The sequence below is a fragment of the Pontibacter saemangeumensis genome, assembly GCF_039541895.1.
GTDB lineage: Bacteria > Bacteroidota > Bacteroidia > Cytophagales > Hymenobacteraceae > Pontibacter > Pontibacter saemangeumensis.
In genome coordinates this window covers 339,984-353,913 of the sequence record NZ_BAABHC010000039.1, presented here as the reverse complement: position 1 = coordinate 353,913, position 13,930 = coordinate 339,984, and the positions used below count along the sequence as shown (strand labels likewise).

Annotated in this window: 12 protein-coding genes; 5 read left to right on the top strand and 7 right to left on the bottom strand. The window is 53.7% G+C overall.

Going from position 1 to position 13,930, the window contains the following annotated elements; genetic code table 11:
* Positions 1-9 precede the first annotated feature (9 nt).
* Positions 10-528, top strand: coding sequence for a DUF6141 family protein (locus ABD920_RS23890; protein ID WP_345163270.1), 519 nt, complete (start codon positions 10-12; stop codon positions 526-528).
* 815 nt (positions 529-1,343) lie between these two features.
* Here the strand turns inward: ABD920_RS23890 and ABD920_RS23885 are convergent.
* From ABD920_RS23885 to ABD920_RS23875, 3 genes are all read right to left on the bottom strand, one after another.
* Entirely contained in the window at positions 1,344-2,054 is a 711-nt protein-coding gene (locus tag ABD920_RS23885) for an OmpA family protein (RefSeq protein ID WP_345163267.1), read from the bottom strand.
* Between the two features lie 217 nt (positions 2,055-2,271).
* Entirely contained in the window at positions 2,272-2,829 is a 558-nt protein-coding gene (locus ABD920_RS23880; RefSeq protein ID WP_345163265.1) for a hypothetical protein, read from the bottom strand.
* 20 nt (positions 2,830-2,849) lie between these two features.
* Positions 2,850-3,137, bottom strand: a complete 288-nt coding sequence (locus tag ABD920_RS23875; protein ID WP_345163261.1) for an NUDIX hydrolase — start codon at positions 3,135-3,137, stop codon at positions 2,850-2,852.
* 161 nt (positions 3,138-3,298) lie between these two features.
* On the opposite strand from ABD920_RS23875, the gene ABD920_RS23870 reads away from it, so the two are divergent.
* Complete coding sequence (locus ABD920_RS23870) at positions 3,299-4,330, top strand: isoaspartyl peptidase/L-asparaginase family protein (RefSeq protein ID WP_425568687.1); 1,032 nt, start codon at positions 3,299-3,301, stop codon at positions 4,328-4,330.
* Between the two features lie 278 nt (positions 4,331-4,608).
* Here the strand turns inward: ABD920_RS23870 and ABD920_RS23865 are convergent, their stop codons facing one another.
* Positions 4,609-8,112, bottom strand: a complete 3,504-nt coding sequence (locus ABD920_RS23865; RefSeq protein ID WP_345163258.1) for a ThuA domain-containing protein — start codon at positions 8,110-8,112, stop codon at positions 4,609-4,611.
* A 196-nt stretch (positions 8,113-8,308) separates the two neighbouring features.
* Here ABD920_RS23865 and ABD920_RS23860 point away from each other — a divergent pair, with 196 nt between their 5' ends.
* The gene (locus tag ABD920_RS23860; RefSeq protein WP_345163256.1) at positions 8,309-9,202 is read left to right on the top strand and encodes a sugar phosphate isomerase/epimerase family protein; all 894 of its coding nucleotides are present in this window, start codon (positions 8,309-8,311) and stop codon (positions 9,200-9,202) included.
* Between the two features lie 100 nt (positions 9,203-9,302).
* On the opposite strand, the gene ABD920_RS23855 is transcribed toward ABD920_RS23860, so the two are convergent.
* Both ABD920_RS23855 and ABD920_RS23850 read right to left on the bottom strand, forming a co-directional pair.
* Positions 9,303-9,677: a SpoIIAA family protein gene (locus ABD920_RS23855; RefSeq protein WP_345163253.1), complete on the bottom strand. Its 375-nt coding sequence runs from the start codon at positions 9,675-9,677 to the stop codon at positions 9,303-9,305.
* An 80-nt stretch (positions 9,678-9,757) separates the two neighbouring features.
* Positions 9,758-10,159, bottom strand: a complete 402-nt coding sequence (locus ABD920_RS23850) for a DUF5329 family protein (protein ID WP_345163250.1) — start codon at positions 10,157-10,159, stop codon at positions 9,758-9,760.
* A gap of 148 nt (positions 10,160-10,307) precedes the next feature.
* On the opposite strand from ABD920_RS23850, the gene ABD920_RS23845 reads away from it, so the two are divergent.
* Together ABD920_RS23845 and ABD920_RS23840 are read left to right on the top strand one after the other, a co-directional pair.
* Positions 10,308-12,233 (top strand): hypothetical protein, encoded by a 1,926-nt coding sequence (locus ABD920_RS23845; protein WP_345163247.1) that lies wholly within the window; start codon positions 10,308-10,310, stop codon positions 12,231-12,233.
* 44 nt (positions 12,234-12,277) lie between these two features.
* A complete protein-coding gene (locus ABD920_RS23840) occupies positions 12,278-12,793 on the top strand; it encodes a DUF421 domain-containing protein (protein ID WP_345163244.1) in 516 nt (171 codons plus the stop codon).
* Positions 12,794-12,869: 76 nt separating this feature from the next.
* Here ABD920_RS23840 and trxA read toward each other — a convergent pair whose 3' ends face one another.
* Positions 12,870-13,196 (bottom strand): thioredoxin, encoded by a 327-nt coding sequence (gene trxA, locus ABD920_RS23835; protein ID WP_115563496.1) that lies wholly within the window; start codon positions 13,194-13,196, stop codon positions 12,870-12,872.
* Between the last annotated feature and the right edge of the window lie 734 nt (positions 13,197-13,930).

Genomic DNA, 13,930 nt, shown 5'->3' with positions numbered 1-13,930 from the left:
AACCCAAACATGGCAGCGCCGCAAATACTTTTCCGGGAACGGCAGCGCTTCAGGCAGGTGTGGCTGTGGGTGGTGCTGCTGGCCGTGGCCGCCATCATCTGGGCCGGTTTTGTGTGGCAGGTGTTGCTGGGCAACAGCTTTGGCAGCAAACCCGCTTCCGATGTGCAGCTTGTGGTGTTGTTTCTGCTGATCGGCCTGGGCTTCCCACTCTTTTTCTACCGCATGTCGATGACCACGGTGGTGCAAACGGGGGAACTGCAGGTGCGTTTCTGGCCCTTCATTCTGCGGCCGGTACGCATCCCGCTGCACACCCTCCGGAACTACGAGCACATCACCTACAAGCCTATCCGCGATTACGGCGGCTGGGGCATCCGGTGGGGCATGAAAGGCAAAGCCTACAACATGTCGGGCAACGAAGGGGTGCTGCTGCACTTCTACGACAAGGAATCGCTGCTCATTGGTTCGCAAAAGGCAGGTGCGTTGTTTGAGGCTATCCGGCTGGCGAAGGAGGGGAGTGTGAATGATTAAATGGTTTTATGGTTAAATGGTTGAATGGCGGACTGTTTACTTAACAGCCGGGAGTGCACTTTCTTTGTTTTGTTCGGAGAGGCGGGGAATGATTTGAAGCTGCGAGCCGGTTCATATACTCATAATGATTGTGTACTGCGCATGCTCGTCGCTATATAATGGAGGCGGTACTAAAACCCACCCCAACCCCTCCCAAGAGGGGAATAATGCTTTCGGATAAAAGCCATATAAGCGTAGATCAGCTGATAGTGGTAGAGCTCAGATCGTTCCTATGTCCCCGTAGGTTATAGGATTGCAGGGCCTCTATATATAAAGGTTTCTTGCCCATTTCTAGTAGGGGCTGCACCTTCTCGCTGTGCTAACATAATCGAAACACCCCTGCCCCTCCTTGTCCAAGGAGGGGAGTCTGCTGCTGCGGTCTCAAACTTTAAAGACTATAGTGGAGGATATGGCAGCTAAACAAAGCGTTATATAACCAAAAACAGCCAGGCGGTTGTGTATATCAAGGCGCTTGAGAAAAGGAAGGAAGGAGATGGAGTAGGGAAAGCTCCCGGCCTTAAACTCTAAAGAGGGCCGCTGCACCCCCCAGGAGGAGTGGGGGTGGTTGGACAGACAGGCAGAACCCATTTGATACTGGTATTAGCTGAAAGCAATGGCAACAAACTCCTTCAGTAATCAACAGCCATTCAACCATTTAACCATTCAACCATTCAACCATTCAACCATTTAGACATTTAGCCATTTAAAAACCAGCAACAAAAAAGCCGATGCCCCGGAAAGAGGCATCGGCTTTTGCTATGGAATAGCGTTTCAGATTAAGACTGGAGGCCCAGGATCTTGTAGATCTCTGAGAAATCCGGCGTCAGGATGATCTCTGTGCGGCGGTTTTTCGCTTTCGCCTCCGCTGAGCGGCCTGTGTCTACGGGCATGTAGAAGGCACGGCCGGCGGGCGTCACCCTGTCAGGAGAGAGGCCTTTGTTGGTCATCATGCGCGTGATTTCTGTGGCGCGCAGTACGCTCAGGTCCCAGTTGTCGGTCATGTACTTCATGCCGTTGGCTACGCTCACGTCATCGGTGTGGCCTTCTACCATCACGCCCACCTGCTGGTTCTTCTTCAGCACATCCACCAGCTGGTCGATCGCCTTTTTGCCGCCTGCGTTCACCTTCGTGCTGCCAGTGGCGAACAGGAGCTTGTCAGACATCGACACGTACACTTTGCCGTCCTTCACGCTCACGCTCAGGTCGCCCTGGTTAAAGCCCTGCAGGGCAGCATTCACCTCGTTCTTCAGGTTGTCCAGTATTTTCTGCTGCTCGTTCATAGCACGCTCCATCTCGGCAAGCTTCTGCTCACGTTCTTTCAGGGAGGCGGTCAACTCGTCTACTTTCTGCTTAGAGGCAGCCTGCTCGCGCTCAAGGGCTTCTTTGCTGGCGTTCAGTTCATCGTACTTCTTGGAAGATACGCAGGAGGCCATCAGTGTTGCGCACAGCAACATGGAAAGGGAGGCTTTGAAGAAATTGAATTTCATGTGGATTTGTTAATTGTTGTTTGGGTTGTAAATAATGATTCGTTTTGCAAATATGAGAAATTAAAAGGCCACAGGCCAGTATTTTAACGCTAAAAAGGCTATATATCGATTATTTATACCTTCAAACGCGCCTGCCTTATGTATATTATATATACTATATACATTTATGCATTTATTTTTCCGTTACACCCCCTGTTAGGCTTTCTGCCGTTGGCGTTCATGCCCTGCCCGTTCCGGTTGTGAATTTATGCAGGCGGGGCTGAAGAAACCAAATGCCAAGCGGCAGGAACATGAACAGGAAGTAAGCGCCCGAAAACTCTCCAAAGCGCACGTCTCGCTGCTGCTCGGCACGCACCAACGCCTTTGCCGCGAAATAGACCATATATAAAAAACAGAAGGTGGCCAGCAGGTGCATCGGGGCGAGCAGCAACAGCATGCCATAGGGGAAGTTGCCATTCAGCACGCTTTCCTTCACAAGGGTCAGGGTGTATATAAACAGCAGCGTGTAGAGGAAAAAGTAAACGGCGCCCATGTGAAAATAAACCCGGCTGCTGTTGTCTGCTGCCGGCAAGCGCCAAAAGAGGAATAAACCCACCCGCCACAGCCACAGCACATAAACCACCGAAGGCAAGGCATTCAGCAAAAGGCTGCTGAGCCAGCCCGGGTCCACGGATGCAGCACGAAGGAGTTGGAGCAGGCTGTATTGCAGCAGAAACGGGAGCACGAACAGGAGCAGGAAAGCCTGCCAGTGCCTCAGGCGGAGTAGAACAGGCATATATAAAGGATGGTATTTAATCAATCAGGTCGTGTTGTTTCAGCCAACTGAGGATAATCCGGTCTAGCTCCGGCACCTTGCCGCGGTCGCTGCCCGTGCGCCTGGAAATTGCCGACAAACCTCAGCATAGCCGGAGCCAGCTGCACCGCCAGCTTTTCCTCGATTTTGCGAAAGGTTGTTTGACAGTAGGTCTCGCCTGCCTCGCGGTTACCGCCGGGTATATAAAAAGGGGCCTTGCCTTTGCTGCGCGTGCTCAGTATGCGCCTGTCCTGAACCTCGATCGAAATCAGCTTGTCTATCAGCTTCATGTCCCGAAGATAAGGCTTAGAGCCAAAGCAACCATATAGCCGCTTCACGAATATAACCGCCCGGCCCGGTGGATATTCCTTTTCTCAGCCGAAACCTATACCTTTAAGAACATCATATAGACGATCCTGTATAAGTGGTGACCTTTTACCCTGACTAAATCATGAAAAAGAAACTGTACTTCCTGTGTCTGTGCCTGCTGGCCGGGTATATGGGTGTGGCGCAGACAAAGCCAGACTATAATAAGATTACGCTGGTGATACACGGCGGCGCGGGCACCATCACCCGCGACAACATGACGCCGGAGCAAGAAAATGCCTATAAAGAGAAACTGAACGAGGCGCTGAAGACGGGTTACGCGATACTGGAGAAGGGCGGTAGTAGCCTTGATGCCGTGGAGGCCACTGTGCGCGTGATGGAAGACTCGCCGCTGTTTAACGCCGGGAAAGGCGCTGTGTTCACCAACGAGGGGAAGAACGAACTGGACGCGGCCATCATGGATGGCAAAACCCTAAAAGCCGGGGCCATCGCCAGCGTAACGACCATCCGTAACCCGATCAGCGCGGCCCGTGCCGTGATGGAGCAGTCGGAGCACGTGATGATGATCGGCGCCGGGGCAGAGAAGTTTGCCAGGGAGAAAGGGCTGGAGATTGTGGACCCGTCGTACTTCCACACAGAGACGCGCTTTCAGCAACTGCAGAAGATCAGGGACAAAGAGAAGACGGAACTGGACCACAACGGAGGCACAGGCAGCACCGAGAATATCTTCGTGGAAGGCCAAAAGTTCGGGACCGTTGGCGCCGTAGCCCTGGACGCCTATGGCAACGTGGCGGCGGCTACCTCTACCGGCGGCATGACGAATAAACGCTACGGCCGCGTGGGCGATGTGCCGATCATCGGGGCAGGCACTTACGCCGACAATAACACCTGTGCCGTGTCCGCCACCGGGCACGGCGAGTACTTTATCCGCTCGGTGGTGGCCCACGACATCGCCTCGCTGATGGATTACAAAGGCTTGTCCTTGAAGAAAGCGGCCGATGAGGTGGTGATGAAGAAGCTGGTGGAGCGCGGTGGGGAAGGCGGCGTGATTGCCGTAGACCGCAACGGGAACATCGCGATGCCTTTCAACTCGGCCGGTATGTACCGCGGCTATATAAAGAAAGGCAAATCAGAGGTGGCCATCTATAAAGACTAATACTTTCATTTGCTATATATAACAAGAGGACCTGTTTGCGCAGGTCCTCTTGTTATATATACCTCAAGCTTTCAGCTGGGGGCTTTCATGGCACAGGTTTTCAGCTTGCGGGACCTGAATTCATATATAATCCGGTCAAGTTGAAAACGTAAAGCAGGCAAACCTTCTTTTAATACTTATTAACTGAATAATAACCACCCCTGCCCCACAAAAAAGGGAATCCGCAGACAGGTTGAAAGTAATGTGTATGAACCAGCTGATATGGGTATGATAATTCCCTACGGGTTCTGCACGGTGGCCGGTCCTTCCTCAAACTCAATAGTACTGAGTGCGATAATGTCGTTGTTCGGTTTGTCGGGCTTCACCACGATAAAATAGACATCATGCTTTCCGGTAACAGGCGTGGTGATCTCACCCGTCACTTTTCCGGCGGTGTCCCAGGAGCCGGTGGCTTTGTAGGGTGTCCGGCTGATGACGGGGCCGCCCTGTGAGTCGATGCGCACCTGAATCTCGCCATCCTTATCCTTCGACGCATACTCATAAGTGAGTTGCTGAATCCCGGTCAGGTCGATGTTCTTGAGCAGGATATAGGCTTTGTGATTGCCACCGCTCAGGCTGTTGCCCCACCTCGGGAAACCCACGTGCGCATCGGCAAAGGCGGTTTTCACCTTTGCGTTGCGCAGGATGACCGCATCAGAATTTGTAAGCGGGCCAACTGCCTTGCCGCCCTTGTCGGTGTAAGAGGCCGTCAGGGTGTAGCGGCCAGCCGGCTCGTCGGCCTTGTGTTCTTTGAAGGACAGCGTGCCCTGTGCCGGCAGCATGCTTTTTTCCTTCTTCTTGTCCGTCAGGGACAGGATATACTTCACCATCTCCTGCGCGTCCTGCTCCGACACTTGCGGGTGCGCGCTCATAACATAAGTTTTGCCCCAGTTGCCGCCGCCGCCATCGATTATCTTTTTGGCCAGGGTTGCAACCGCGCCGTCCTGCCCTTTGTAGCGCTGCGCCACCGCCCTATATGCCGGACCAACCGATACCTTGTCAAGGGTATGGCAGGCCTTGCAGTCGCTGCTGGCAATCAGGCTGGCCCCGAGCGAGGAAGATGCGTCCGCCACGGTTTCCTGGTGGCCTGCCACGGGGGCGATCATCCGGTTACCCTGCTGCGGGTTATAGCTGAAATACACCTTCAGTTTCCCCGGGTCTATTTTACCGTCTTCTTTGTCCGCTACGGCCACGTTGTACTTTAGCGGCTTGCCCTCCCAGAAAAAAGACTCATTACCGGCGGTGTTGATCGCCACGACCGGCATGGCATTGCCTACGCGCACCCGAATTGTGTCTGTGCCGACCATGCCACTTGCGTCCGTTACTCTCAGGATGGCGTTGTAGGTGCCGTTTTGGGTGTAGGTGTGGGTGGGGCTTTGTTTGGTGGAGCCGACGGTCTTGCCATCGAACAGCCACTCATACGTCAGCCTGTCGTCCTCGTCAAAATCGCGGGTGCCGCGGCTGCTGAACAGCACCCGCAGCGGCGCCTGGCCGGTTGCCTCGCTTATCTCCGGCAGGTCCCGCTCAGAGGTCAGGAAAACCCGCTTGTTTATATCCGCCACGGCAGCAGAATCTGTTACGGTGGCTTTGGCGATCGGTGCCCTGTTGCCCCGGTTGTACTCGATCTTCACCAGGCGGGCATCGTCGTTGTCGGCACCGTACACAGAGCCGTATTCCAGCATATAGAGCACGCCGTCCTTGCCAAAGGTCATGTCGATGGGCCGTCTGAAGTCGCCGTTCACGGCCATAAAAGGCTCCGAGCGCAGGTAGTTTTCTTGCCCGTCAAACTGCACGGCCATCACCCAGTTGCGCATCCAGTCCATGATAAACAGTTTGCCGTCGTAGTATTCCGGGAATTTGGTTTTGGAGGATGTATTCGGATCAAAGGTATAAAAGGCTCCGGCCATGGCGCTTCGTCCGCCCACCCCCAGCTCCGGGAACTCTTCTGAGGCGGCATATGGGTACCAGACCATGGGTGGCGTGGCTGGCGGCAGATTAGAGAGCCCGGTGTTGTTAGGCGAATTGTTCACCGGGGCCTTCGGGTCGTAGCGCGGGCCCGCGGTTTTGGTGGCAAAGTCCCATTCGGCGTAGGCGTAGTTGTCACCCACAAAGTAAGGCCAGCCGTAATTGCCCGGCTTCTTCGCCTGGTTAAACTCATCATACCCCCTCGGGCCCTGCACACTGTCCTTGCCCGCATCGGGTCCGATCTCGCCCCAGTACAACACCGATGTTTTGGGGTTCACGGCGATGCGGTAGGGGTTGCGGGTGCCCATCACGTATATCTCGGGCCGGGTCTTGTCGGTGCCCTTTGGGAAGAGGTTGCCTTCGGGAACGGTGTAGGTGCCGTCCGGCTCCGGGTGAATGCGCAGGATCTTTCCTTTCAGGTCGTTGGTGTTGGCGGCTGACCGCTGGGCGTCCATGCTATAGTATTCCTTGCCCGGCCGCTCGTCTATCGGCGCGTAGCCCTCCGACGGGAATGGCGTGGTGCTGTCGCCGGTAGAGAGGTAGAGGTTGCCGTCTTTGTCCCAGGCCAGGGAGCCGCCGTGGTGGGCGCCGCTGTTCTCCTGCACCGGCACCTGCAGCAGCACTTTCTCCGACGCCAGGTCCAGGGTGTTATCTGCATTTACCTTAAAGCGGGAGAGGTTGAACAGGTACGGCTCTTCGGCCTTTGGTGGGGAGTAGTAGAGGTATATATAACTGTTCGTGGCGAAACCCGGGTCCAGTGTTACGCCAATCAAACCGGTGCCGCCTTTTTTCACGACCGGAAACGCATGGATGAGCTTATTCTGGCCGGTAGCTGTGTTGTACATATATAGATTGCCTCCCAGCTCAGAATAGAAAACCCTGCCATCCTCGGCTACGGCCAGTTCCATGGGCACGTTCAGGTCGTTGACCAGAACGGTTTTCACGAAACGGTTTTGCTCCGGCACCACCTTTGCGTAGGATTTGCTGTAGTCCAGCGGCTTGCCGTCGCCCATCGCGTACTGTACACCACCCAGCAGGTGGCGCACAAACAGGGAGTCGCTGTAGTTCTCGTCCAGATGCCCGCCACCGGTATAAAAAGCGCGGCCTCCGTCAAACGCGTGGTACCAGGCAATCGGGTGGTTTGCGCCGTTGGTGCCGCCTTCGTAGGTGTTCTCGTCCAGGTTGGCCAGCACGTTTATGCCCGAGTAAAACGACTTGTAACTGTACCACTCGTCGGTGCGCTCCCATTTTTCGGGCAGGCCTGCCGTGGCGGGGTGGCTCTTGTCCAGCACCTCCACCGTAGCCGTGCGCTCGCCGGGGTTCAGCGGGTGACTGGAGAAATGCGCCCCCACCAACTTGTCGTACCAGGGCCAGTCGTACTCAGTGTCTGCCGCCGCGTGGATGCCCATATAGCCGCCGCCCGCCTGTATATAGCGCTCAAAAGCCGCCTCCTGCTCGGGGTTCAGCACGTTGCCGGTAGTGCTCAGGAAAACAACCGCCTGGTAGTTCCTGAGGCTGTCATCCACAAAGTAGGCGGCGTTTTTGGTGGTGTCCACCCGGAAACCATTTTCCTGGCCAAGCTTCTGGAAAGCCGCAATGCCATAGGGAATGGAGGTATGTTTCCAGCCTTTTGTCTTTGAGAAGACCAGCACCCGCGGCGTGGATGTTTCCTGAGAGGCTTGCTGTTTCGGGCTGAGGCAGGAGTACACGCCAAAGGTGATACCCGAGAGGCATATACACAGCAGCAGAAACCGTGAAGCCTGTAGCAAATGTGTCATAGGAAGTTCCTTTTATATAGAAGAGGTGAGTACGCAATCACAAGATAGAAAAGAATGGAATAAAATCAGCCGCGCGCGCCTGAATTAGTTGTTTGATAAAAGTAGATTCTTTATACTTGATATAGCTTCCTGATCATCAGCTTCCTGCCAGCCTGGCAACAGGCGCTGGCGAAGGAGGAAAGTATTAATATATGCCATGACCCGCATCAAAGAAAAAGACCATATGAAGAAACTGCTCTTGTTACTGAGTCTCTTGTGTGCCCTGTTCGTTGGCCAGGGCAGTGTAACTGCGCAGAAAGGGAAACCGCTCTTCCCGCAGACGCCCGGTATGGCGGCCTACACCTACCGCTATAGTTTCCCGAAAGGCATCGAGGCGACCCTGGACACGATCCAGGCGCTGGGCATCACCGAACTGGAGGTCGGCGTGAACGCCTTTGGGCTGGCTCCTGACTCGTTGCGGCAGTTGCTGGACGCGCGCGGCATGACAGCCCCCTCTGTTGGAGTGGGATATGAGCAGCTTGTGAAAGACCCGCAGGAAGTTGCCCGTGTGGCCAAAATACTGGGAGCTAAGTATGTGATGGTGGCCTGGATTCCGCATCAGGGAGATAACTTTACAGTGGAAGACGCCCGGAAAGCCGTTGCAGACTTCAACCGCGCGGGCAAAGTCCTGAAGGAAAACGGGCTCACTTTCAATTACCACATCCACGGCTATGAAATGAGGCCTTACCAGAACGGCACCCTCTTCGATTATATAGCGAAGAACACCGATCCGGAATATGTGTCGTTTACCATGGACATGCTGTGGGCCTACCACGGCGGGCAGGACCCGGCCAAGCTGTTGCTGAAGTACCCCAACCGCTGGACGACCATGCACCTGAAAGACCTTAAAAAAGGCGTGAAGGGTGACTTTACGGGGGGTACCCCGGTTGAAAACGACGTGGCCTTGGGAGAGGGGCAACTGGATATCCCTGCTATCCTGAAGGCTGCGAAGAAAGTGGGAATCAAGCATTACTTTATTGAGGACGAGAGCCCGCGGGTGATCACGCAGGTACCTGTCACGATGGCTTACCTGAAAAGCCTGAAGGAGTAGGGACGGGCTTTGCTATATATAAAAGCGCCGCAGCAGGATCATCTCCTGCTGCGGCGCTTTTGCTCTTAAGCCATATGCTTTATTCTATATAGGATGTTTGTTAGCCGTCGATGTTCAGGCCGTCGTGCACCCACTCCCAGGCTGCTTCGCGCTGGCTGAAGTCAAAGTATTTCACGTTGGCAGTGGTGAAGGGACTGGCCATCACGGTGAGCCAGTCTATCCATGAGCGGTCGCCTACGATGGCTACCCTGCTGAAGTTGGTTGCGTGCGCAATGTCGAACTTAATATCCTCGTACAGGGCGCGCAACGAGAACGCCTCCACATCCTGCACCTCGGCATATACCCTGATCTTGCCGTGTTGCCTGATCCTCTCCTCCAGCACCGGAAGCATGACGTTGTAGTCTTGCTTATCGACATCACCCGAGATACGGAATGCAACCAGGTCGCCTCTCGACTCTTCTAATAATTGTAGCATAACAGCAGGTATGAGCGTTCTTTCACACGTTTGTCTTTCATACGTGGCCGCAAGCGCATGCGTTCCGGGGAAGCGGCGGGTTATTCCTGCTCCAGCCGCTTCAGTTCCTGCATCAGCACCTCTTTTGTCGTGACGGTGGTGCCGTCAGCAAACCTGATCCTGTAGGGCTCCCCGGTCAGGCCTGAGGCTGAGGCAAGGCTCTCGATAAATTCCTCGGCAGTGCTGATCTTGCTCTGGTGCTTTTCCCATTTTGCCTGCAGGTGTTTCGCCGCATCTTCGCAGTTGTGCTCACTGCCGTTCCGGATAAAGGTGGCGTCTTTCAGGCTACGTATGAATTCAAGCAACCGGTCTACCTTCTGTTTTTCAGTAAGCGCTTTGCGAAGGCTGCTGCCTGAGTTGACTGCGGAGGGGGTTGCCGCCGCCACCCCTGCTGACAGAAGCCCAACGACAAGGGCCATTCCTAACATCACACGTATCTTCATCTCTTTTTTCCTGCTTTTATATATTATCTTACGAGTAGTGATCAAATGTTAGCAATTTTCGTGCACTTATATTATTTTATCGCTGTTTACTGATCTCAAATGCCGGTATATATCCCCACAGCCTCCGCCTGAGACAACCACGTGATTTATGAGAAGAATAGCTTACGCGCTCCTGTTGCTGCTGCTGTGCCAGCAGGCCTTTGCCCAGCAAAACATCGATACCCGCCTCGGGTACAGCTACAACGATGATTACGAGTTCTCGGACGAGTGGCAGTACCTTTCCACAGATATTTACCTGTTCAATGGCAACCGGTTTACCCGTGTGCTGAATGAGCTGGAGAAGGGGGTGCGCAAGCCTAAAAAGAAATACGGCACTTCGCTGGAGTACCTCTTCATTACGGCGCAGCTCAAGAACATGAAGCTCTTCGGCAACGATGAGGTGGTATACCCGCTGTACAATTTCCATATCAAAGACGATGACAAGGAGTACTCCACTCAGGTGAGCGACCACCTGGAGGTAGTGCGCATCATTGATAAAATGCCGCTGAGCGCTACCAACACCAGCATCGACGCCGTCATCAATGCCAAAGCCGTCACCAATAACGATGGCGACCAGGTGTTTAGCCTGGTGGCCAGCCAGCTGGTGAACATCTCGAAGCTCACCAATCCGTCGGTTGCGGTGCTGTCGCTGGTAGGGGAGTTCGGCAACCTGCTGAATGCCCGTAACACCCGGAAAGAATACAAGTTCAGCTCCACCATTCGCCTCTACGAAGGGCAGAACTTCGACACGCGCCTGCACTCGGTGCGCATATATGTGTTTGTGCCCGGCGATGTGAAGACTGTGAACATCAAATCGGCGAGGCTGGCGGATTACCTGAAGAAGAACCCCAACAAGCTGGACCGGAAGCAACTGGAGGAGCTGGTGGGCTACAAAGACTACCCGTTTATGGTGGTGGCCAACTACAAGTCGCTTTACAGGATGGATGTGCTGACGGGAGACGAGGTGACGCAGGACCTGATTGAGAAGCGCAAGCAGAAGATACAGGCGGCTTACGAGCAAAAGCTGGTGAACGACGAGACTTACCGGCAGGAGAAGCTGTTTGTGGAGTTTTTGAGGGTTTTTGCGGAGATGAAGCAGAACCTGAACATCTACCGGCTGAACTACCGCAACAACAGCCCCGAGGTGAACGCCAAGAACCTGTTTGGGATTATCCAGGAGTACAGGCGACTGCGGGGGATATATGATATCCGGGAGGCAGAGTTTAAGGACAACAGCACCTACAAGAATGTTTTCCGGCCGGAGTACGACGCCATCCTGGGCAATGCCGACCTGTACCTGGAGGGCGACCACAACCTGAAAAACGGCAAGCTGCTGGTGAACACCCTCCGCGACCTCGAAAATGACCCGAAAGGATGGAACACGCCGGAGAAGCGCGAAGCGGCCCTCACCCGGTTATATGCCGTGGAGTTGCCTAAGCCGGAGTTTTTGTCCGCCTCCGTGGAAGGAGAGGCCATCGTACGGCTGATCAGGAGGCTGGAGGAGCAGCAGTACAGCGAAGTTTTCGCCAAAGACGTGGCGCAACTCAGCGAGGCAGAGGCGACAGACGAAACGCTGCCCAAACGCAATACGCTCTCAGACAAAGCCACGAACAGCATGTGCCAGACCTGCCGCGAAAAAGTGCGGGAAACCGTGACAGACTACAACAAACGTTACGAAAGTTATAAGCTGAAGCAGGCCCTACAGCTGAGAAACGAGCTGAACCAGGCGGCGGAGCAGACCGTGCTAAAGTGCCTTAAACGGCAGCAGTGCATTGAGAGCAACCTGCAGGCTGTTGCCTCTGCCAACCAGGGCCAGCAGCAGTACGTGAGCCGCATGCACGAGAAGAACAGCGCGTTCGGAGCGGGCATCAAATCGCTGGACCAGCTGATCAAGCTTGAGCCCGGCGCTGCAAAGCTGCAGCAGGTGCAGGAGTACAACACAACACTGAATCGGCTGGTGCGGGAGGTGGAGACCAGCTACAAGATGCTCTACACCCTCGACAGCAACCTCTGCAACTGCGGCGACGAGCGCTGAGGCTTCTGGTACAACCCTTGGGTGCGGCTTGCGTTGTTGGGGATATGCAGGACGTCTTCAACACCGTTTTCGGCATCCATGACCAAACGCTCACCTGGTGGCAAATGTCTGCCAGGGCCATCGGGGTTTTCTTTGCCGCGCTGCTGATCATCCGGATCGGGAGCCACCGCATCTTCGGTAAGAACACGGCTTTCGATATCATCTTAGGGATTATATATGGCTCGGTGCTCAGCCGCGCCATAACGGGCAACGCGCCTTTCTGGCCCACGCTGGCAGCTGCCCTTACGCTGGTGCTGCTCCACAAAGCACTGGCGGTACTCGCTTACCATACAAACTTCGGGTTCGGGAATTTTATAAAAGGGAGGCCACAGCTGCTGGTAAAGAACGGGAAGCTACAGGAGGAGGCGCTTCGGGCAAACAGCGTAACGAAAAACGACCTGCTCGAGGCGCTTCGCAGCACAGGCGCGGTGAAAGACCTTGACCTGATAGATGAGGCGTACCTGGAGCGGAGCGGCAACATCAGCATCATCCTGAAGAAAAGCGATGACAAAGAGAAATAGGGCTTATATATAAAAAGGCTCTCCCGCTACAGCAGGAGAGCCTTTTTATATATAAGGAGTTGTTCCAGGCGATTGATTACGCCATCTGTGACTCCAGTTTCTGAGACAGTACATTCTTCGGCACAGCGCCTACCTGCTTGTCTACCACTTCACCGTTCTTGAAAACAAGAAGCGTCGGGATGCTGCGGATACCGAATTTTGCGGAAGTCTGTGGGTTGGCGTCTACGTCTACCTTACCGATCACGGCTTTGCCTTCGTACTCGCCGGCCAGCTCTTCTACAATCGGGCCTACCATGCGGCAAGGTCCGCACCACTCTGCCCAAAAGTCTACCAATACCGGTTTATCTGAATTGATGATCTCATCAAAATTTGCGTCTGTGATCTCTATTGCTTTGTTAGCCATAACTTTAGCGTTTTGTGATTTGTGTTAAGTTCTTACTTTAAATATAGTGACAATTACCATTCAGGCAAATATATACCCAAACTTAAACTACCTGACAAGCTGTCGTGCCATGTCCAACATGCCATTATTATCTATTGTACGTACGGCAGATCGTTTCCGGGGTATATATTATTTGTATCAACAAATGTTATGAATAAAAGTTTCAGAAGCAAGCGGGGAATTGAAAGAGGCGTGTAAACCAGGCGGTGGGATAGAAATGCAAGCAATTGCACAGAATCTTAACAGCTCTATCAGTTGTATATATAACCCAAGTTGCGATATACTTATAAAGTCGAAACATGACCCACCCCCGTCCCTCCGGGGAGGGGAATTTCTCAGAAGCAAAATTTTTATTCCCCTCTTGGGAGGGGCAGGTTTTCACGCAGCAGATTTATAGATCGCAAATGAGTTATATATATGAAACCATCAGCTCCGGCCTGACAGTTGGCGGCACTGGAGCAATTACTTTCCAGTAAACCTACGTACTGAGATCTACCTCGAAAATTGTTTGTGGCAAATCCTTCCATAATAAGCAAGGGTGTCGCTGTTAAATTGGATCCTAAAATTTCACTTGCGGCAGTAGAATTGCACTGTAAAGTCTGACAAGCAGATTTATTTAGATAAAAAAGCGTGTTTTATTCATTCTTTGTCAAGTTAATACGCCTGCCTATATGTTACTTTCTGCAAAATTTGTT